16 protein-coding genes are annotated in these 20186 nt (G+C 56.2%); 5 read left to right on the top strand and 11 right to left on the bottom strand.

All coding sequences use genetic code 11. The annotated features are described in order from the left end of the window. Positions 1–167: 167 nt before the first annotated feature. Positions 168–2060 (bottom strand): AIPR family protein, encoded by a 1893-nt coding sequence (locus CRO08_RS01085; RefSeq protein ID WP_073113480.1) that lies wholly within the window; start codon positions 2058–2060, stop codon positions 168–170. Between the two features lie 270 nt (positions 2061–2330). Between CRO08_RS01085 and CRO08_RS01080 the strand changes: the two genes are divergently transcribed. From CRO08_RS01080 to CRO08_RS01070, 3 genes are all read left to right on the top strand, one after another. Next, positions 2331–3083 carry a leucine-rich repeat domain-containing protein gene (locus CRO08_RS01080; RefSeq protein ID WP_097034718.1) on the top strand — a complete coding sequence of 251 codons (753 nt, stop codon included), beginning with the start codon at positions 2331–2333 and terminating at the stop codon, positions 3081–3083. A gap of 42 nt (positions 3084–3125) precedes the next feature. Further along, a complete protein-coding gene (locus tag CRO08_RS01075) occupies positions 3126–4478 on the top strand; it encodes a S41 family peptidase (protein ID WP_097034717.1) in 1353 nt (450 codons plus the stop codon). Between the two features lie 70 nt (positions 4479–4548). After that, a complete protein-coding gene (locus tag CRO08_RS01070; RefSeq protein ID WP_097034716.1) occupies positions 4549–5943 on the top strand; it encodes a S41 family peptidase in 1395 nt (464 codons plus the stop codon). 175 nt (positions 5944–6118) lie between these two features. On the opposite strand, the gene CRO08_RS01065 is transcribed toward CRO08_RS01070, so the two are convergent. Beyond that, the gene (locus CRO08_RS01065) at positions 6119–6997 is read right to left on the bottom strand and encodes an FKBP-type peptidyl-prolyl cis-trans isomerase (RefSeq protein WP_097034715.1); all 879 of its coding nucleotides are present in this window, start codon (positions 6995–6997) and stop codon (positions 6119–6121) included. A gap of 141 nt (positions 6998–7138) precedes the next feature. On the opposite strand from CRO08_RS01065, the gene glmS reads away from it, so the two are divergent. Further along, a complete protein-coding gene (gene glmS / locus CRO08_RS01060) occupies positions 7139–8968 on the top strand; it encodes a glutamine--fructose-6-phosphate transaminase (isomerizing) (RefSeq protein ID WP_097034714.1) in 1830 nt (609 codons plus the stop codon). A gap of 156 nt (positions 8969–9124) precedes the next feature. Here the strand turns inward: glmS and CRO08_RS01055 are convergent, their stop codons facing one another. Beyond that, positions 9125–9973: an IS3 family transposase gene (locus CRO08_RS01055; RefSeq protein WP_176495016.1), complete on the bottom strand. Its 849-nt coding sequence runs from the start codon at positions 9971–9973 to the stop codon at positions 9125–9127. Between the two features lie 17 nt (positions 9974–9990). Then, positions 9991–10320, bottom strand: coding sequence for a transposase (locus CRO08_RS01050; protein ID WP_073321178.1), 330 nt, complete (start codon positions 10318–10320; stop codon positions 9991–9993). 252 nt (positions 10321–10572) lie between these two features. Between CRO08_RS01050 and CRO08_RS01045 the strand changes: the two genes are divergently transcribed. Beyond that, positions 10573–11964 carry a segregation/condensation protein A gene (locus tag CRO08_RS01045; protein ID WP_255252190.1) on the top strand — a complete coding sequence of 464 codons (1392 nt, stop codon included), beginning with the start codon at positions 10573–10575 and terminating at the stop codon, positions 11962–11964. Between the two features lie 130 nt (positions 11965–12094). On the opposite strand, the gene CRO08_RS01040 is transcribed toward CRO08_RS01045, so the two are convergent. The 7 genes from CRO08_RS01040 to CRO08_RS01010 form a co-directional block, all read right to left on the bottom strand. Beyond that, positions 12095–12379 carry a hypothetical protein gene (locus CRO08_RS01040; RefSeq protein ID WP_072809059.1) on the bottom strand — a complete coding sequence of 95 codons (285 nt, stop codon included), beginning with the start codon at positions 12377–12379 and terminating at the stop codon, positions 12095–12097. An 8-nt stretch (positions 12380–12387) separates the two neighbouring features. After that, positions 12388–13101, bottom strand: a complete 714-nt coding sequence (locus CRO08_RS01035) for a zinc metallopeptidase (RefSeq protein ID WP_097034712.1) — start codon at positions 13099–13101, stop codon at positions 12388–12390. Positions 13102–13205: 104 nt separating this feature from the next. After that, positions 13206–14387 (bottom strand): ABC transporter permease, encoded by a 1182-nt coding sequence (locus CRO08_RS01030; RefSeq protein ID WP_097034711.1) that lies wholly within the window; start codon positions 14385–14387, stop codon positions 13206–13208. After that, entirely contained in the window at positions 14384–15574 is a 1191-nt protein-coding gene (locus tag CRO08_RS01025; RefSeq protein ID WP_255252189.1) for an ABC transporter permease, read from the bottom strand. Before CRO08_RS01025 ends, CRO08_RS01030 begins: the two co-directional genes overlap by 4 nt. A 12-nt stretch (positions 15575–15586) precedes the next feature. Beyond that, complete coding sequence (locus CRO08_RS01020) at positions 15587–16585, bottom strand: HlyD family secretion protein (RefSeq protein WP_072809068.1); 999 nt, start codon at positions 16583–16585, stop codon at positions 15587–15589. Continuing rightward, on the bottom strand, positions 16585–18372 hold the full coding sequence (locus CRO08_RS01015; protein WP_083579480.1) for a TolC family protein: 1788 nt from the start codon (positions 18370–18372) through the stop codon (positions 16585–16587). The genes CRO08_RS01020 and CRO08_RS01015 overlap by 1 nt, the downstream gene beginning before the upstream one ends. A 146-nt stretch (positions 18373–18518) precedes the next feature. Continuing rightward, a complete protein-coding gene (locus tag CRO08_RS01010) occupies positions 18519–20162 on the bottom strand; it encodes a lamin tail domain-containing protein (protein WP_097035677.1) in 1644 nt (547 codons plus the stop codon). Between the last annotated feature and the right edge of the window lie 24 nt (positions 20163–20186).

Here is a 20186-nt window from a genome sequence, read left to right as displayed (position 1 = left end):
TTCTTATCCGAAAAGTTTATTGCATGCATAAAACGAATGTTTGTGGTTCAAGATGTTTGTGCACTATGTACGCGGATTATTTGCGTGGGCACCTGCGGTGCTGTGAATGCCAAAAAGAAAATCCCCGCCGGGGCGGGGATTAAATCCTTAGGGCTGTTAGCCTGCGACTAGATGAACATTTCGATGCCGCCGCGGCACTTTTCCCAAGAGCGATTCTTCTTGCACAGGAGATCCATCATCTTGTCGTAAGTGGCGGTGTTCGCAAAGCCCTTCCACAGGCGGCGTTCCACGGATTCGCCGCTATCCTTGTCGATAGTGGTAATCGTGTCGTAGTAGGCGGGATTGTCCTTGAACTCGTTGATGAGAATGCCCTTCAGGTCTTCGGTGTAGATCTTCGAAGCGTACCTGAGGATAGACTCGTTGAAGTTGAGTTCGTTGTCGACAAGCCATTCGAAATCCTGAATCGGGTCGCCGTACACAAGCCAGTGCTTGAGCGCGAGAGCCACCACCAGGTCCTTCACGGCGCTACGGAAGATGAACTTGTCTTCCAGGCGGCCATTCCAGGTAATCTTGGTCAGCGGGTTATCGTCGTTGGCCTCGATAGACACGCCCTTGCCCGGGGTAACCTTGCGAATCTTAATCGGGAGGCGGCTAAGGAGCTGCCATGCCTTCGTGAAGGCGATAGTCTTGCGGACGAAATCCTTTTCCTTGTCCGGGGCGACGCGCACGAACGCACCGAAGCAACGCTGGTAAAGCGTTTCCTTGTCGAAAATGCAGTCGCTGGAGCGGCATTCGCTGAGCTTGCCGTCCATCATGAACAAAGTCTTGGCGAGTTCGGGGCGCATGCGGACTTCGAGCTTACGGGTACGTGCCTTGAGGCGCACGCCATCCTTGTAAACGTAGGTGAAGCCTTCTTCCTGGTAGCGCTGCCAAATGAAGAACTGCAGGTCGTCTGCGGCGCGCAGGTGGTAACTGAACACCGGGTTCTGGCGGTTGTTGGCCATGGTCACCTGGTTCAGGAAGTTGTCGGCACCGGGGTACGGCACCACGACCTTCACGAGCACCTGCGGGTTCACGGGCTTCTTGCTCTTCTTCGCGTAGGTTTCGTAGGTGAACAGGGACTGGGCACCGTTAATGATTTTCGGGCGTTCGATGACGAGCACCTTCTTGCCGTCGCGTTCCTTGGCGCGCAGGTCATCACCCGTGAGGGTCATACCGTTGTGCAGGAACGGGAAGTCGTCGATATTCACGTTCTCGTCGTCGTTACGTTCCATAGTCTGGAAGGCGTCGATGAGGGCCGCGTTCGTATGCGTGAGGTTACCGAGGTAGGTACGGATGTTGCTCGAGACGATGGCCATATTGTGCTTTGTCTTGAGGCGCTTGCCGAGGGCTACGTGGTAATCGAAAATCGTGCGGATGGGGCAGAAACCGAGGAAGAGTTCGCCATGGTCGCTCGTGAGGTGGAGCGGTTCGGATTCCATCACGATTTCAAGTTTGTCGTCGGCGCTGCGGAGGTCGCGGGTAAGGTCGTCATGCTCGGCGATAATCTCGAGCTTGGCCTTCACCTCGTTCTTCCAGATACCGAGCTTGCGGCGCATATCCTTGAGGGTGCGTTCCAGTTCAGAGTCGGTGAGGTCGCGGCTAGCCTTGGTGCGGAGCACCGTAATCTGGAGCGTTTCCATGTACGGGCGGCTTGCCGGAGTATCTTCATCTTCCTCCTCGTCGCCGTCAGAAATCTTCTTCACGTCCCACGGGTCTGCCTCTTCACGCAGGGAGAGGAAGAACGGGTTCGTGGGGTCACTTGTGCGGAAAACGGCAATCTGGAGCAGTTTGAGGTCGGAATTCAGGTGCGCGACAACCTTCTCGAGCGGGGTATCCTCGTCCAGGAATATGAAGAACTCCATAAAGCCCTGAGAATACTGGAAGCCGTGGAAACAGCCGTTTTCGTCCAGGTTCAGGTGCCGGAGAGCCTTTATTCGGTCGTTGGGATCGTTAGGGTTCAAGCTTAGGAGGCTAGCGACAAATGCCAGACGGCGTTCCTGCGATTTTGTTAGTTCCATTTTTTCCTCAACTATTATACCGGCGGCATACCATATAAAAACATTACATAATATGCCAGTATCGTAATTCGCACACTAAAAATAGTTTCAAAACTACAATTTGAGTAAAAAAATAACAAATCTTTTGTAAAAACACCACTACAAACGTCAAAAAATAGTGAACAAATGTACAGAAAATCGTTTTTTTTCTTTTTTTTCGACGCCGCTTCCGCAAAATCGGGTAAAAATACTATGATTTAGGGGAGAGAAACTATCGACAAGGAGTGACGTATGAATCTGCTTGATATTATTGCCAAGGCAAAGGCCGAGAAGGCCAAATCGCTCGACCTGTCCCAGAAGGAACTCAGGCTCCTCCCGCCCGAGCTTTTCGAAATCGACTCCCTCGAAGAACTGAACCTCGACCGCAACAAGCTGGTCGAAATACCCGACGAAATCGGGAAACTCAAGAACCTGAAGAGCCTCTCGGTGAGCGAGAACGACCTGATGGAGCTCCCCGAGACCATCGGCGAGCTCAAGAACCTGAACCACCTCTACCTGGGCTACAACAGCCTGTCCGAACTGCCGGCTAGCGTCGGGAACCTCGTGAACCTGAATACGGTGAACATCGCGAAGAACCAGCTCCTGGACCTCCCGAAAGAGATTGGCAAGTGGACAAAGGTCACCAAGCTCAGCCTCCACGACAACATGCTTTCCGAAATCCCCGCGACCATCGGCGACATGAAGAGCCTCGTGAAGCTCTACCTCGACAACAACGAACTCGCCTCCATCCCGGCATCCCTCGGGAAGCTTGCGAACCTCGAGATTCTCATGGTTTCGGGCAACAGCCTGAGCAGCGTGCCCTCCGAACTCGGAAACCTCAAGAAACTCCGCGAACTCGTGCTCGACGCGAACCAGCTGTCGACGCTCCCCGAATCGCTCAGCCAGTGCGACAAGCTCGAGACAGTATCCGTCGTGGAAAACCCGATGGAAGAAGGCGTACCGCACGCACTCCTGAACAAGAAGGGCCTGAAGGTAGATCAGTAGGCGCCCGGGGCGCAATGTGGAGAGTGGAGTGAGGAGTGTGAAATGAGAAATTACACGTCCTGCATTACACATAAAAAGAGTATCCACAGATGTATTGTCCTTGCATGTGTACTGCCTGCACTAGCGTTCCTTGCTGCATGCAGCGACTTTTTGTCGCCTGTAGATAGCACTCCTGCGCCAAGCGAGTACGAATACAACTACTGGCTGTTGCAAAAGACCTACCTCTACGGGGAAGAACTGGCGGCGATACCCGAAGAGGGCGATTCCGTGCAGGTACTCTTCAACGCGCTTACCGACAGGTACACCCGCTATACGGAACCTTCGCACAGCGAGGCAGTCATCGAGTCGCGCAACACGAGCATCATCACCGGCGACATCGGCGTGGAGTTCTTGCGCGACGTGAGCCTCGAGCATCCGCTGTTCATCAACCGCGTGTACCCCGAAAGCCCCGCCGACCGTGCGGGCGTCCCCCGCTACGGCAACGTCATTTCGATAAACGGGGTCGAACTTACCGGCGACGACGCCTACTCCACCTACAGGAGCGTTTTCAACGATACCGCGGACATCTCCCTCGAAATCGAGTACAACGGGGAGGTCAAGACCTACGACATGAAGCGCGAGACCATCTACGCCCCGACGGTATTCGTGGATACGGTCGGCGGACATGCGGTCATCAACATCCGCGAGTTCAAGCCCGACACGTACGACCGCGAAAACGGCACCTACGGGGAACTCAAGAAATACCTGGAATCCTCTACGGGCGACAAGTCACCGCGCATTCTCGACCTCCGGAACAACCCCGGCGGGCACGTGGACCAGTGTATCCGCATGGCAGACCTGTTCGTAAGGCAGGGGACGCTTTCTTCCCGGAAATGGTACGCGTTCTCGCCCGACGGGAAGCGCACCGAGTACAACACGAAAAACGACGCCACCGCGGGCGACCCCGGAGAAGGCGGGAAGTTCGTGTTGCTCGCCAATAACGGGAGCGCATCGTGCGCGGAGATTTTTGCAGCCGCGGTCACCGAACTCGAAGATATCCCGCTCGTGGGCATTACCACCTACGGCAAGGGAATCGGCCAATCGTCCTGGAGCACGCCCGCAGGGGGGCTTGCCACCATAACGACGCTCGAGTTCTTGACCCCGAAGGGGAATTCGTACCACAAGAAGGGGCTCGTGCCCCAGTACCGCTGTGAAGGCGGCGCGAGCATCGCGTGTGCCATCGAGGCGGCGGAGGTTCACTTCGGCGGGGTCCCGAAAAAGACCGGCTATGCGCCCGCAAAGGCGGCAGGCTCCATGTCTAGAAATGTTGTCAACGAACCGGAAATCATCGTGCCCGAAAGGCCCCGATACGAGATTCCCGGCGGCGCACTTGTCGAAAATTTTGTAGTTTGGTAAAGAAAAAAACTTCAGCAAGCAAAGCTAGCCTCGCGCATACGTAAACGTATGCGATAAAAAAGGAGAATGTATGAAATTCACGCATCTGTTTATAGCTGGGCTTAGTGCAGCGGCATTGCTGTTCCAGGCCTGCACGACATCCGCTTCTGACGAAGAAATTCTATCGCCTTACATGGACGAGGACTCCTTTAACCGTCTACCCAAGGCCCAGCAGGAATTACTCTTCACGAATTTCTTTCTCCAGGCGATGTACGTCAATGCCGAAACGGAAGTCAAGGACGTCAACAAGTACCTCGACGAAGGCGCAAAGAACGGATTTACCGAGGACGACTACGAATTCCCCGACGTATCGTACATGTACTCGACCCTGAGCGACAACTTCACGAACTACTTCAGCCCGTATATTGCAGAAAGGATTCTCAAGCAGTTGGTCTATTCCGAAGCGACGGCGGGCATCGGCGCAGACTTTCAGGAAATTATCGAAACCAACTGTACAACGGACGGCTTATGCACCAATTCTGGCACGCTCGTATTCAAGCACGTGTATAAAAACGGCCCTGCAGACAAGGCGGGCGTGCTGAAGGGAGACACACTGCTTATGATTGACGGAAGGGAGCCCCGCAACGAGCAGCACTTCAGGAGGCTCGAAGCCGTATTCGACGCCGGAGAAACCATCCCCTTCGCCATCAAGCGCGGCGAGGACACCCTCAATATTTCAATCACGTTCGACCAATACTTTTCCCCCACAGTCTTTGTCGACATGGTCGACTCCATCCCGGTAATCACCGTCAGCGAATTTACGGACACGACCGTACTTGTTACCGGCACTTACGGAGAGTTCCTTGACGCCCTGGAAGAAACCGCCGGCGCGAAATCCACCATCATCGACCTTCGCGGAAACCCGGGCGGCACCGTGGAGCACTGCGTCAACATGGCGGCAGAAATGCTCCCCAAGAACGACACCATCATCACGATTATCAGCCACACCATTGACTCCCTCACCGAGGAACCCTATATCGACACGACCACCTTTATTACCGAAGAGGACGGCATCGGAGCCGAGCGCTACTACGTGATTCTCGCGGACAGCAATAGCGCCAGCTGTGCAGAACTCATGGTTGCAGGCGTCGTGAGCAACACGAAATCACCCGTCGTGGGGCAAACCACCTACGGCAAGGCCATCGGGCAATCGTACCTGCCAACTATCGCAGGCGGCCTCACCGGCATTACCAGCATGAGGCTCCTGGACAAGAACTGGGGAACCTACCAGAAGTACGGAATTGTCCCGGATTTTGAAGAAGGTGATGCCGACAAGGCGATGCAGAAGGCGGTTGAGCTCGCGAAGGAGGGCACGGCACAGCGTACGCAGGGCTACGGCACCGTCGACAAGGGACACTTCACGCTTGCGAAGAAGCGCGACAACAAGGAACTCGACCGCGGGTTGTTCAGGATAATCCGCAGATAGGGTTTTTAGACTAGGGAGGGCGAGCCCTCCCTAAGACCCTCCCGACACTTAATAATTCGTTTCGTTTCTAGTCACAAGATTATGGTAAGCACGAATTATTTACGTGCGCACCTGCGGTGCAAATAAAAATACCTCCGCATTGAGCGGAGGTATTTTTACGATTTTCTAAACCGCCTTATTCAGCCTTCGGGGCTTCGGCGGGCTTGGCCTCTGCCTTCGGGGCTTCGGCAGGCTTGGCTTCGGCCTTCGGGGCAGCGGGCTTGGCAGCCTTCACAGCCTTGGCGGGCTTGGCAGCAGGTTCAGCCTTCGGGGCTTCAGGAGCCTTCGTATCGATAAGTTCCATTTCGAACACGAGCAGGCTGTAACCCGGAATCTGAGGAGGACGACCGTACGGTCCATAAGCGAGGTCGAACGGAATCCATGCGGTAACCTTCTCGCCCACCTTCATGAGCTTGAGCATTTCGGTCCAGCCCGGAATCACGGCGTTAATCGGGAATTCGAGCGGCTGGCCACGGTCGATGGAGCTATCGAACTTGGTTCCGTCGAGGAGCGTTCCGGTGTAGTGCACCTTGACCACGTCGGAATCACCCGGAGTAGCGCCCGTACCTTCGGTAAGCACCTTATACTGGAGGCCCGAAGCAGTCGTCACGACGCCTTCGGCAGTCTTGTTCGTCTCAAGGAAGGCGGCGCCTTCGCTCTTGCGCTTTTCAGAAGCGATGCTGTCCTTCTTCTGGGCTTCAAGCTGCTTCTGCTGCTGGATGTTCATGAGGGTAGCAAACACGGTGGAGTCGTTCATCAGGTACTTGCTGGAATCCTGGTTGAAGCGGTCCTTGAAAGCCTGGATAAAGAGGTCGAGATCCAGTTCAATGGAATCGCGGGCCACGAGCTGGGCATACACCTGGTTGGCAAAGTGCGCACCGAAGGCGTAGCTGGTCGTATCCTTCTGGGTAACCAGGGAGGTCTTGGCCGGAGCACTCTTGCTCGGGCACAGCTGGTCACAGCCGGTCATGAGCATGGCGAGGGCGCCAGCGGCAATAATCAATTTTGTTTTCATAGTGTCCTCTTTTGAGTTTATTTTAGACGCTATTTAAAATAGCAAATCAAACGTGATTTTTCTCACATAAAAGTATTTTTTACACTTTCTTTTCGTATATTTTGCCGTATAGTTCTTTTTTACCCCATTCAAGGAATTTTTATGTGCGGAATTGTCGGATACATCGGTCAAAGCGAAGCGTTACCCATCCTGGTCGGCGGGCTCAAGAAGCTCGAGTACCGCGGCTACGATAGCTCGGGCATCGCTGTCATCGAGAACGGCAGCATCCACGTGGTGAAGGCTTCGGGTAAGATAAGCGCACTCGAAGACAAGCTGAAATCGCAGAAAGTTACCGGAAAGACGGGCATCGCGCACACCCGCTGGGCCACCCACGGCGCCCCCACCGTCGAAAACGCCCACCCGCACACAAGCTACGACGGGAAAATTTCGATTGTCCACAACGGCATCATCGAGAACTACGCAAGCCTCAAGGCAAAACTCATTTCGGAAGGCATCAAGTTCCAGTCCGAAACCGATACCGAGGTGTTGGCTCACCTCATCGCCCGCTTCTACAAGGGCGACCTGAAGGCAGCCGTGCTCAAGGCGCTCGACAAGGTGGAAGGCACGTTCGGCCTTGCCGTCATCTGTAGCGAGGAACCGGGCACGCTCATTGGGGCTCGCCGTGGCAGCCCGCTCATCCTCGGCATCGGGAGCAATTCCGACTTTTTCCTCGCGAGTGACGTCTCTGCAATCATCAACCACACGCAGAAGGTCGTTTACCTCGACGATAACGACATCGTGCAGATTACGGGCAACAACTACTCCATCGTGAACATGAACAGCCACGAGGTGCAGCGCGAAGTCAAGGACGTGGAATTCGACGCGGACGCCGTCGCGAAGGGCGGGTTCGCGCACTTCATGCTCAAGGAAATCTTCGAACAGCCCGAAGTGTTGCGCAACACCATGCGCGGGCGCCTGCTCAGCGCAGAAGGCAACGCCAAGCTCGCGGGCCTCGACACGAACATCAAGGAACTGAGAAACATCAACCGCATTATCATTACCGCATGCGGCACGAGCTACTACGCGGGCATGGTCGGCGAATACATGATCGAAGACCTGGCAGGCGTCCCGGTGGAAGTCGAATATGCATCCGAGTTCCGGTACCGCAACCCCATCATCAAGCCGGGCACGCCCGTGCTCGCCATCAGCCAGTCCGGCGAAACGGCCGACACGCTTGCGGCCCTCAAGGAGGCTCAGCAGAAGGGTGCGACCGCGCTCGCGATATGCAACGGCGTGGGCTCCACCATCGCCCGCACGAGCGACGGCGGCGTATACCTGCACGCGGGTCCCGAAATTGGCGTGGCTAGCACCAAGGCGTTCACATCGCAGGTGACCGTGCTCGCCATGATCGCCCTCTTGCTCGGTCGCCAGCGCAGGCTCAGTTTCGAAAGCGGCGCGGACATCGTGAAGGCCATGCAGGAACTCCCCACTCTCGTGGAGCAGACCTTACAGCTTTCGGACCAGATTGCGGGCATTGCGCAGAAGTACGCGAAGGCGAACAACTTCCTGTACCTGGGCCGCCACTTCAACTACCCCGTGGCCATGGAAGGCGCCCTGAAACTCAAGGAAATCAGCTACATCCACGCCGAAGGCTACCCCGCCGCCGAAATGAAGCACGGTCCCATCGCCCTTATCGACGAGAACATGCCGGTGGTCGTGATTGCCCCGAAGGATGCGCTGTTCGACAAGGTCATCAGCAACGTGCGCGAAATCAAGGCACGTGGCGGCCGCGTCATTGCAGTCACCACCGAAGACTGCAAGCCGCTCGACGAATTTGCGGACCACCTCATCAAGGTGCCGAAGACAATCCCGATGCTCATGCCTATCGTGACATGCGTTCCGCTGCAGCTCCTCGCCTACCATATCGCGGTGCTCCGCGGGAACGACGTGGACCAGCCACGCAACCTCGCAAAAAGCGTGACGGTGGAATAGCTTTCGGACAGTTTAATAAAAAAATTAGCGGCTCCCGGAAGGGAGCCGTTTGTGGATTTGTAGTTTTTTTAATAGTGGGTTCATGAACAACCATATTCATTACCGGTTAAGTTAAAATATATCCTTTTTTCTTGTTAAGTGGTATACCCTTGTGGTCTAGGCAGCCTGTTTTGACAGCCTATATTCCACCGGTGTCATGTAACCGAGCGAACTATGGAGCCGTTTCCGGTTGTAGAACAGCTCGATGTACCTGAAAACGGCCTCCCGCACGTCTTCGATGTCCTTGAAGTCTCGCCTGTAGGCCATCTCCTTCTTGAAGCTTGCGAAGAAGCTTTCCATGCAGGCGTTGTCGTAGGGGCAGCCCGGGGCGCTCATCGAGGGCGTTATCCCATTCTCCGAGAGCATCGTGCGGTAGCCCATGCTGCTGTACTGCACGCCACGGTCGGAATGGAAGATTAGTCCGTCGTGATGGCCGCGTTGCATGATGGCATTGGACAACGCGCGCTTGACAAGTTCCGTGTCGATGTTCTTGCTCACGGCATAACCCACCGCCTCCTTGTTGCATAGGTCAAGTACCACGGCAAGGTACACCCAGCCAAGCGTAGTCTTGACGTAGGTGATGTCGCCGGCCCAGACGGCGTTCAGACTGTCGGGATCGAACTTCCGCTGCACCAGGTTCTCGCTGTACATGGAGTCACATTTGCCCTTGCGGTAGGGTTTCCATTTCTTGAGCGTGACCGGATAGAGACCGTTCTCGCGCATGATGCGGCGCAGTTTCCACACCTTTACCTCGACACCCTTGTCTTGGAGTGCCGCCAGCATCTTCGGGCAACCGTACACGCGGTGGTTTTCTTCGAAGGTGTCGCGGACCTTCTGGACAAGCCGTTCTTCACGGGCCTTGCGTTCGGCCCTTGCCGTTTCCTGTTTTGACCACTGGTAGTAGGAACACTGCGGTATTCCTAGAGCTCTGCACATCTTCCTGACTGAGTATTTCTTGCGGTTCACGTGTATCGCCTCGCATTTCAGTCGTGTGGTCGCATAAAGATGTGCAGGGATTTTTTTAGGATCTCTACCGTCTCCTTCTCGTCCGCAAGCTCCTTTTCACGCTTCTTCAGGAGTTTTTCCAGTTCCCTGTTCTTGGCGGCGAGTTCCTCGACGGACACCTTGCGGATGCGCCGTTCCTCGCGGTAGCTCGGCAGGTTGTGTTCCTTGCGGTACTCGTTTACCCACCTACCGACCGTATTTGGCCCTATTCCGAGTTCCTTGGCTATCTGATTTGCGGACTTTTCGCCTTTCAGGACCAGTTTGATGACTTGTTCCCTTGTCTCGGAGTTGTAGTTGACTTTTGCCATTGTTTTACCTTTTTGGGGTTGCGCAATGAATATAGTAGCTTATGCTACCCTCTTATTAAACTCCTGCATGGTCCATTTCTTCAGAGTTTCAAAAACCTTCATGGATCCTACCCTTTGCAACCCTATGGCAAAAAAAGGCCACAGGTACCTGTTTGAAAATATACGTTTTCATTATTCTACGGTCAATAGGGAATGCGCCACACAAAGAAAAAAGTCCTTCCACGTCTAAATTATTACTACATTTCGTGAATAATGACCGAAATCGAGGAACAGGAAGATTACGAAGTCCGAATCGGCTCCTTTAACGGGCCGATGGACCTGCTCGTGTACCTTGTCCAGAAGAAGGAAATGTCGCTGGACCAGATCCCGATTGCAGAAATCGCGGATGACTTCCTCGCATGGGTCAACAAGATTGGGGTGACCGACCTCTCGAAGGCGGGCGACTTCTTGTACATGGCGAGCCGCCTGATGGCCCTCAAGGTGCAGGAACTGCTCCCGGCAGAAGAACGCGACCCGGAACTTGTCGAGGAATACAACGCCGACCGCGAAAAGCTGATGCAGGAGATGCTCGAGTACCAGCGCTACAAGCAGGTCGCGGGCGGGCTCCAGGACATGGAAGGCAAGAACTTCGGCACGTACAGCCGTGGCCGCCTCGAAAAGACGCAGAGCGACGAGGACACGCTCGCCGACGCAAACATCTGGCAGCTTTTCCGCGCGTACCAGAAGAGCCTCAAGACAAAGATTTCGGATACGGTCCACCACATCGAACTCGACTACGTGACCATCCAGGACCGGCAACAGGCGATAAACAACTACCTCTCGGTAAACGGGCGCGCACTCTTCGAGGAACTGCTCGACAACGACAGCCACCCGATTGTAGCCGCAGTGACCTTCATGGCACTCCTCGAGATGATAAAGACCGACGAGGTGGTGTTCCGCCAGAGCGAACTCTTTGGCCCCATCTGGATTTACCGCAAGAAGAACAACCCGGACTATGCCGACGAGATGGCGCGCGAGACCGTGTTCTACTCGAAGGACCCGGACGTGAAACCCGGCCTGGTGGAAGAAATCCGCAACATGGCGCTGGCCCGCTCGCAGGCAGGCAGCGTGGGCGATATCGCCGCCGTGATGAAGGAGGCCGTACTCTGGACTACCCGCGGGCGTGAGGTGACCGAGGAAAACCTGCAGGCCATGCTCGAAGGGCGCGAAGACCTGAGCGAAGTTCAGGAAAACCCGTTCGCCGAGATGATGAAGGAAGACGATGCTGCGGAAAACGCCCAGGCTCCGGCTGAAGGCACTCCGGCCGAAACCGCACCAGCCGACGGATCGACGGGCACACCTGCCGATGCAGCAGCAGAAAGCGTATCGCCGGTTGTGGAAACGGCATCGCCGGCTGAAGAAACCGCAAGCGCAGACAAAGTAATTTCTTCACAGCCCGAACCTCCCGCAGAAACGGAAAAGCCGGCGGCTCCTGCAACATCGCAGATGAGCGACGAGGAATTCGAGGCGTTCATGAAGAAGGCCCAGGCGTTCTACGACACCCAGGCAAATGCTTCGGATAGTGATGGTTCTCCGGCAGAAGACGCAGCGCCGGAAGACGATGACGAATTCCCGTCACTGGAAGTTCATTCCGGCGATAACTAATGCGACTAGGGAGGGTTTCGCACGGCTCACCCTCCCTAAGACTCTCCCGGCGCGCACATGATTGCCTAGAATACGGCAATTTTTATAGGGTAGAGGCAATCAAGTGCACGGGCACCTTCGGTGCAAAAATTTAATCCCAATTAATGCTCGGCGGAGGGTCCTTCAGGTCCTTGTTCTGCTTGGCAGCCTCGAACTTCTTTTCCAGGAGTTCGGCGCGGTTCTTCTGCGCCTCCTTCGCTGCGGCAAATTTCGCTTCCAAATCAGAACTGCGCGATTTCTGCTCCTTGAGGAAATCATCGAAGGACTTGACCTCCTTCTTGAACTCCTTGTGGCTCAGCACCTCGCCCGTATCGGCATCCACTACGATTTCGCCCTTGCACATGGGGCATTCAATGGTAAGCGTCCTTACGGCCATAACACCCCCTAGTTCCTGCGTCCGCCGATGAGGCCTGCGCGGTACGCCCAGTAGAGCAGTTGGAGAATCGAACTGATTGCAGCAGCCACGTAGGTAAGGCCCGCGGCAAACAGCACGCCCGAGACGGTGTTGTACTCGCGGCCCTGTGCCACCACGTCCATGCGGGCGAGAGCCTTCTTCGCGCGGCTAGAGGCATCGAATTCCACCGGAACGGTCACCAGCGTAAAGAGCGTCGTTGCCGCAAACAGGAGCACGCCCACGATAGATATCGGCTGGCCTATCGCCTTCCCGAGTCCCATGAGCATGATGCCGATAATCACGAGCCACGGCCCGAGATTGTTCCCGATGTTAGCGACCGGCACGATGGCAGAGCGCAACCACATGGGGAAATACCCCTGCGCATGCTGGATGGCGTGCCCCACCTCGTGGGCGGCGACACCCGCGGCACTTGCATTGCGGCCGTGATAGACCTCGCGGGAAAGGTTGAGCGTCTTGTTGAGCGGGTTGTAATGGTCCGAAAGGAACCCATGGTGTTCGAGTACCTTCACGTCGGTAATGCCCGCATCCATGAGGATAGCCTTCGCCACGTCGGCGCCGGTAAGCCCGCTAGAAATGTTCACCTTCTGCCCCGCATTGAAGCGCGACTTGACCATCAGCGAAACACCACCCGAAAGGGCGAGCGTCACCACGAGAATCATCATGTAAAGCGGATCAAAATACATCTGTGTTTCCTCAATGAAATATTTACACTCTAAATGTATAAAAACAAAGCCGGAAAAGGTAACACCCTGTCCGGCGTATTCGCATTTCATCAAAAAAAAGCAGGCTACATGTCGCCGATGTCAATCTTCGCTTTGTCGCGGGCGCGGGTCAGGACAAGCCCCAAAACCAGGTACACGACCGCCTGGATTGCAAGCTGGTACAACTTGGGCGCAACCTCGTATATATCGGCCCCCATCTGCTCGATGGAGAGCCACGCCGGTACGGCAAAAGTGCTCGGCAGTATGTACGATATCGAGACCATCCACTGGGGCATCAGGTAACTGGGCCAACTGAAATTCGCAAGGAAGAGAATCGGGATGGAAAGGTACAGGAACAGCTGCATGCTGGATTCGCGACGCAAGAACACCTGCGAGACAACCATGCCCAAATTGATGACCGACGCAAGGAACACGACGGAGAAAACCACCATGGGTAAAAGTTCGCCACGACGCGGGAAATCGAACAGGTTGTAGATGATGCAGTGATAGAAGAGGATAAACGAGCAGTAGTGAACAAAGTAAGCAAGCGCACGGCCAAAGTAGCGGTATTCGGCAGTTTCGTTCTCGACGGGGCTGTCACGGAATTTTTTGCGGAATCGCCTGTGCGCACGGGAGCCACCCAGCACGCAGATACCAATAATGAGCGACTGCTGCAGAATCACCACAAGCACGCTCGGCACCACGTAGTTGGAGTAGCTACCCGAACTGTTGAACATCGTCTGGATGCTGATGGGTATCGGGTCGCGCATCGCAATCGCCTTCGCGGAAGGCACTTTTTTGCCCAAGGCAATCTGCTTTACTTTGTTTGTAGCACCGACGGTAAGCGCGCATGTCGAGAAAGCCGTACCTATGGCACCGTGCAGCATCACGTACGCTCCGTGCGTAAAGATGTTCACCGAGACCTGCTTCTTGCTGCGGATATCCTTCTCCATGTTCTCGGGGATGACCATGAATCCGAAGATATCCTCGCGGGCCATAGCGGCCTCCGCCTCGTTCATGTCGGCAAAGACCGACTTGACGCTGACCTGCTGGGACGCATCCGCCATCTGGATCAGCTGGCGCGACATCGCAGTATTGTCGAGGTCAACTACCGCGACCGGCACTTTCGAGACCGTCTGGTATATGTAGGGGGTCGGGTAATAGAACGCATACAGGACCCCTGCCACCACAAGGAGGAGAATTGCGGCAGGGTCCGTGTAGAAGAGTTTCCACTCCGCAAAGGCGACTTTCCAGAGGCGACGGATCATGATACCGCCTCCGTTTTGGTGTCCATACCTGCGACATCCATGCCGGAGGACTGCCCGCGGGCCGCTTCACGGCGCAGGTGCTGTTTCCAGCGCATCGACATGAGGAGCGCTCCGAGTATATTCCAGAATATCGCCATCCCGATAAGGATTTTCATGGACTGCCACGCGGGTTCCATGCTCACATCGCCGAGGAGCATCATGGACTGCACCTTGAGCACGTGCGTAAGCGGAAGAACAAATGCAAAGCAGCGCACGGCAAAGGGCATCGCCATCACCGGGAAGGTCTGGCCCGCAAACGCGAACGCGGGGCTCCCGATAACACCCGCCGCACCTGTCGCTATACGCATCACACCCACCACGCCAATGAACACGATCCCAGCCCCCGAACAGGCGCATATCATGAACAACTGTGCGGCAGCAGTCATGACAAATTCATCGAACGTGAGCGGGGCGAGCATCCTGTGGCAATAGGCGTAGCAGCCCATCAGTTCGAGCCAGAGAGCGATGTTCATCGGGAATACGCTCGCCACCCACAGGGTAAGGCGCGAACCGCCCGCATAGCGGATCATCTCGGTAACGCGATGGTCACGAAGCGGGAACGAGAGTACATACACGCCCACAATCATCGCCGCGAGGTGGAAAATCGCCGTCACGAGCCCGAGCGCTAAAAACCCCTGGTAGTTGCCCTCCACGTTCCCCACGGAATGGATTTCGGTCTTTACCGGGTCGGCGATTTCGGGCACGAACATCTCGCTACCCACAGAAGAAATTACAGAGCGAATTTCCTTGGTTGCGAACATGTTCGTGAGGTAATTCTGCCCGCTGGAATACACGGGGATCACGGGAGTCTCAAGCCGGAGCGCACGGCGTTCCAGTTCGTTCGGGAGCACCAGGAACCCCTGCAAATCCCCGCGGACTACCGCACGTTCGCATTCATTCATGCTGCCGCATTCAAGCTTCACATCCAGAACGGGGCTCGAACGCAACCGGGCGTTTATCTTGTCCGCAAGCCTGCTGTCGTCTTGCATCACGATGCCTATAGGCACGTGCTGCACAATCTGCGACGTGAACATGCCCATGGTAAACAGCGATACGCCCACGGGCAACACCAGGAGAATCATCCACAACACGATATTGTGGCTGAAATAGATTTTCCTGATGGTATTCAGCAGGCCACTCAAAATCATGGCAAATCCCTGCTACTGGATTGCATCTACAGAAAGGAGCACGCTCATGCCGGGGCGCAAGTTTTCGACCTTCTGCGTGGGGCGCAGGCGCACCTCGAACGTCTTGAGGTCGAACCCGCCACTTTCCTTGCTGCTGCGCCAGGTGGCATAGTCACCCACGGAAGCGATGTAGCTCACTTCCATTTCGACCTGCCTGTCGAGCGCCGGAATGCTGAGGGTAAACTTCCTGCCCTTGTACACGTTCTTGAGCATGTCCTCGCGCAGGTGGAATACCGCCCAGGCATCGTCCAAGTCGGTCACCGCGATTACGGGCATGCCCGAGCCCACGACCTCGCCCTCTTCGACAAGCTTGAGCGAGACTTCGCCACTGATGGGGCTACGAATCTTGGTTTCTTCGAGGTAGGCGTCCACCTCGGCGGTGGCGCCGCGGGCCTGCATCACGAGGGCGTTCGCGGCAGCCTTGTCTTCGCTGCGGGCGCCGGCCACTGCCTGGTTGTACTGCGCCTTCGCGGCGTCGGCAGCGGACTGGCTCGCCTTCATCTGCGTTTCGGCTTCGTCGCGCTTCTGCAGCGGGAGCACGCCCTCGTTGTAGAGTTTCTGCACGCGGTCGTAGGTGTTCTTCGCGAGCGTCGCCGCATCCTGGGCGCGGTCGGCCATCGCCTTGAGGGCGGTGATATCTTCACTGCGGGCACCATTGCGGGCCTTGCTCGCCTGGGCGCGTGCGGCACCGAGGGCGCCCTGCGCCTGCATCTTCTTCGCCTCGATTTCGGGGCTGCTGATTAACGCCACAAGGGAATCCTTGATGACGATGTCGCCCTCGTGCACGAACAAGCGTTCGATGCGGCCGGGGACCTTCCCGGCCACAAGCACGCGCCTAGCCTCCATTTGCCCCTGCAGGAACTGCTCGCGGGGAGCGGTCGCAAACTTCTGCAACTGCATGATTCCAAGCACCACGAGGACAATCAACGCGGCGACAACTATAACCTTTCCGAGAGTTTTCAGCACGTTCATTATTTCTTCTCCGTATTTTCATTTGCAGGCAAGGGTTCGGCGGGATTTGCGGCAGTTCCGACCGCGGCAGGCGGTTCACCCGCAGTGTTTTCTGCGGGCTGCACGGCGGCAGGTTCAGCGGGGGCCGGCGCGGCAGCCGCATCGGCGGCAGGCTGCGTTTCGGGTGCAGCCGGTTCGACAGGCGTTTCTGCCGGCGCGGATTCCTCCGGCTTTTCCACCGGGCGTGTCGCATTCAGCATCGTGCCCGCATCGGCAACCTCGCCAGATGCTTCCAGCAGGCCGAGCCATGCAATCACAGCATCGAAATGCGCCTTCAGGTCGGCCACCTGCAAGCGCGAAAGCGCAAGCTCCGCATCCACCACGTCAAGCCCGGTTGCAAGACCCGCCTCGTAGGCACGCGTCTGGCTGCGGAGCGCCTCGTCGGCAAGCTCGCGCGTCTTGACGAGGCTCTGCAGGCGGCCCCGCGCATGTTCCAGTTCACGCCAGCGTTTTTCTACCAGCAGGCTTATATTGTCGAGAGTCTGTTCCTCCATGTTCGAGAGCGAGCGTTCCATCGACTTCGCGGAACTGACCTTCGCGCGGGATTCCTTCCCGCCCAGAATCGGCAAGTCCCACTGGGCCTTCGCGCCCACAGCCCACTCGGGCTCCAGAATCGTCAAATCCTTCGTGTAGAGTTCCCTGTAACCGAACAGGGCAATTGTCGGGAACCAGTCGGCGCGTGCGGCCCGCACGGCATCCTGGCTGCGCTTGCGTTCCGTACGGAGCTGCCTGAGCCCCGGGTGCTTTTCGCGCGCAAGCTGCTTGAATTCCTCCATGCCGTGCACCACGTCCGGCGCTTCCACCGGGGTCGTCGCCGTAATGCTCGTGTCCGTGTGCAGCAAGCTCGCAAGCGCCATTCGGGCAAGCGACTGGTCACGCAGAGCATCCTCGTATGCATTCTGCGCCTCTGCAAGCGCGACTTCTGCACGCAGGCGTTCCGCCTTGCTTATCTGGCCGCCTTCCTCGAGCTTCTTGGAGCGTTCCAGGTGGCCTTCGAGGTTCTTCATCGTGGATTCGCGCATCACGGAAAGTTCCTCGGTGAGGCGGAGCGTAAAGTACTTGGTCGCCACATCCATCAGGATGGTGTTCTGCGCCATGTCGAATTCCGCCTTGCGGGCAGCCACGTTCTCTTTCGCGGCATCGTATGCCGAATAAATCTTGAGGCCGGTAAAGATGGGCCACACCACGGTCACGCGGGCGTTGAAGAACACGTCGTCCTGTACCTTCATGCCAAAGTCGGTATCGTTTATCTTATTCGACGCATCGGCGCCGTAATTTTCTGCAGCCTGCTGGGCAAGCGTATTTACCTTGTTGCTCCCCATGACACCGCTGCGGATTTCGTCCACCCTCTGGTCCACCATGCTCTTGGCAGTCGCCTCGTCCAGCCCGGCGGCCATCGCCTGCTTCACGGCATCGTTGTAGGCCTGCGTGTACGCCATGTTGTATGCCGAAAGGTACGCCTTCGAATACGCGGCGGCACCGGCCACCTCGCTCAGGGGCCCCTGGAGGCGGCTCAAGTCAATCGTAATCGGGTCGTTAATCTTCGTGACACCCGCCGAAAGGGAAACCTTCGGCAAGAACCGGGAGAAGGCTTCGCTCTGCCCGCTTTCGGCCATTTCGACCTTTGCCTTTTCGGCCTTAATCTGCGAGTTGTTAGACTTCGCCATTTCCAAGGCTTCCTGCAGCGTAAGCGGGGCTGCCATGGCGGCAACGCTCAGGGAAGCGATATAGACCAAACTCTTTCTCATATAATGAAAAATACATATTTAAATAAGCAGGGGCAACTCCGCCCATCCTACTAATTGTGTAAAACATCCGGCCTTATGAAAACAAAAAGAATCCCGTTTTTCGCGGGATTCCTTCAAAGTTTACCTTATTGTTCTATTGAACTGATTTAAATCTTACCGGGGGTCGGAACGTCCACCTTCCACGCCTTCGCCTCGTAACCCATGGTAGTCACATCGACGCGGTGCAAGCTGTAACCGTAACCATCCGCTTCGGCAAGGCCATCCCACCCATCAGAGTAAAGGGTCGCATCGTGCCAGATGTAGAAGTACTTCGTTACGCCATCAACTGTTTCCTTGGAATACGGCTCCTTCACGGCAATGGTTTCACCGCGGTTGGAAAGTTTGCCCTTGTAGGCAACAATCTGCACGTCCGCAGGAATCTGGTAGGTCTCACGGACAAAATCCGCATTCCATGCAGTAATGCCGAACGAAGCCATGTCGACATCCTCAAGCGTTTCCGGAATCAGGAGTATCAAGCCCTTCGCCGGGACAACCATGCTCGGGAACTCGAGATTGATACCTTCGACCTTCCAACCCTTCGAGACGGAAGAACTGTAAAGAGTGACAGGGGTTTCCGAGCCATTCACGACTTCCATGAATTCGAACGGAACCGTGGTGTTGGCAGAAGCCGGATGGTAATGGATTTCGTTTATATAGAGAGAACCGACAGCGAGGGTGGAATTCTTTTCGCCGGGGGTTGCCGCGGCAAGCGGGCCCTGCGCCGTAGAACCATCGGAAAGGTCAACAACGCCACTCGTTGCAGTAGTCGCCGGCACCCAGATGCTCGATTCGTCGCCTTCCTGCGGGCCACGCAGGTAGAACTCGCCACCATCGGGAGCGACAACCAGTTCCTTGTCAAAAGCAGTTTCCGCATCAAGAACGAGGTAACCCTTCGCAGGGACCACGCCCGCACTGATTGTGAGAGTTTCTCCGCGGCGTTTCGCCTCGAGAGTCCAGCCCGTGATATCTACCGGCTGGTCGCCCGCATTGTACACTTCAATCCAGGACTTTTCGCCAAGCTTGAACGGCATGATTTCGTTGATGCGCACCTGCGTCGGGGCAACCCATTCATCGCCACCTACACCCGGATTGCCCTTATCCACCTTGCTTGCCGCCCAGGAATTGGGCTGGGCAGCGTTGCCGCCCACGTACACGAGGGTACGGCCCTTGCCATCGGCAATGCTCGGCCAGGGAGGTTCGTTACTGAAGGCGCAGCTCACGTCACCTTCGCCCTGAACCTTCACGTTCACCACGTCACCTTCATTGGTAAGCTTCACCGTAGTTCCACCAACCCACGGGCCAAAGAGCCTTCCCGCAAAGGTCGGGTACATCTTCCTGAATTCGGCAGTGTCGTTCGCAACCACCACGTATTCGCCCTTCTTGAGGGGTTCTGCCGGGAACGTGTAGTCCACGGCGCCGCTCAGGTGAAGGAAGAAATTCTGCATGTTGTCCATGTCCATGCCGCCAGCGATGTAGACTTCCACCCACTCAAGAGGGGATCCACCGGGCGCGTTGTACATGATTTCGGAACAGGCCATCTGCGGTTCGGCATTATCCGCAATAGAGGAACTGGACTTCGCCGTAGGCTGGCCGTCACTACTGCCGGGAACATCCCCGCTGCTATCGGGAACGAGACTGCCGCTAGAATCTACCGGCCCCACCGGGTCGCTGCTCGAGTCTTCGGAACATGCCGTAAACGCACCGAGCGTAGAGATTAGGGTTCCTGCCAAAAGCCACTTTTTCATATCCATAAGGGCCATCCTTTTTGAGGTTTT

It is taken from the genome of Fibrobacter sp. UWT3 (genome assembly GCF_900230125.1).
Lineage (GTDB): Bacteria > Fibrobacterota > Fibrobacteria > Fibrobacterales > Fibrobacteraceae > Fibrobacter.
Note: the sequence above shows the minus strand (reverse complement) of the source record. Positions and strands in the feature narration are given on the sequence as shown.

What these genes read in the sequence shown, in the direction of transcription:
- CRO08_RS01085 (WP_073113480.1), bottom strand. Translation starts at nt 2,060, where the DNA reads ATGGAACTAACAAAATCGCAGGAACGCCGTCTGGCATTTGTCGCTAGC.
- CRO08_RS01080 (WP_097034718.1), top strand. Translation starts at nt 2,331, where the DNA reads ATGAATCTGCTTGATATTATTGCCAAGGCAAAGGCCGAGAAGGCCAAA.
- CRO08_RS01075 (WP_097034717.1), top strand. Translation starts at nt 3,126, where the DNA reads ATGAGAAATTACACGTCCTGCATTACACATAAAAAGAGTATCCACAGA.
- CRO08_RS01070 (WP_097034716.1), top strand. Translation starts at nt 4,549, where the DNA reads ATGAAATTCACGCATCTGTTTATAGCTGGGCTTAGTGCAGCGGCATTG.
- CRO08_RS01065 (WP_097034715.1), bottom strand. Translation starts at nt 6,997, where the DNA reads ATGAAAACAAAATTGATTATTGCCGCTGGCGCCCTCGCCATGCTCATG.
- glmS (WP_097034714.1), top strand. Translation starts at nt 7,139, where the DNA reads ATGTGCGGAATTGTCGGATACATCGGTCAAAGCGAAGCGTTACCCATC.
- CRO08_RS01050 (WP_073321178.1), bottom strand. Translation starts at nt 10,320, where the DNA reads ATGGCAAAAGTCAACTACAACTCCGAGACAAGGGAACAAGTCATCAAA.
- CRO08_RS01045 (WP_255252190.1), top strand. Translation starts at nt 10,573, where the DNA reads ATGACCGAAATCGAGGAACAGGAAGATTACGAAGTCCGAATCGGCTCC.
- CRO08_RS01040 (WP_072809059.1), bottom strand. Translation starts at nt 12,379, where the DNA reads ATGGCCGTAAGGACGCTTACCATTGAATGCCCCATGTGCAAGGGCGAA.
- CRO08_RS01035 (WP_097034712.1), bottom strand. Translation starts at nt 13,101, where the DNA reads ATGTATTTTGATCCGCTTTACATGATGATTCTCGTGGTGACGCTCGCC.
- CRO08_RS01030 (WP_097034711.1), bottom strand. Translation starts at nt 14,387, where the DNA reads ATGATCCGTCGCCTCTGGAAAGTCGCCTTTGCGGAGTGGAAACTCTTC.
- CRO08_RS01025 (WP_255252189.1), bottom strand. Translation starts at nt 15,574, where the DNA reads ATGATTTTGAGTGGCCTGCTGAATACCATCAGGAAAATCTATTTCAGC.
- CRO08_RS01020 (WP_072809068.1), bottom strand. Translation starts at nt 16,585, where the DNA reads ATGAACGTGCTGAAAACTCTCGGAAAGGTTATAGTTGTCGCCGCGTTG.
- CRO08_RS01015 (WP_083579480.1), bottom strand. Translation starts at nt 18,372, where the DNA reads ATGAGAAAGAGTTTGGTCTATATCGCTTCCCTGAGCGTTGCCGCCATG.
- CRO08_RS01010 (WP_097035677.1), bottom strand. Translation starts at nt 20,162, where the DNA reads ATGGATATGAAAAAGTGGCTTTTGGCAGGAACCCTAATCTCTACGCTC.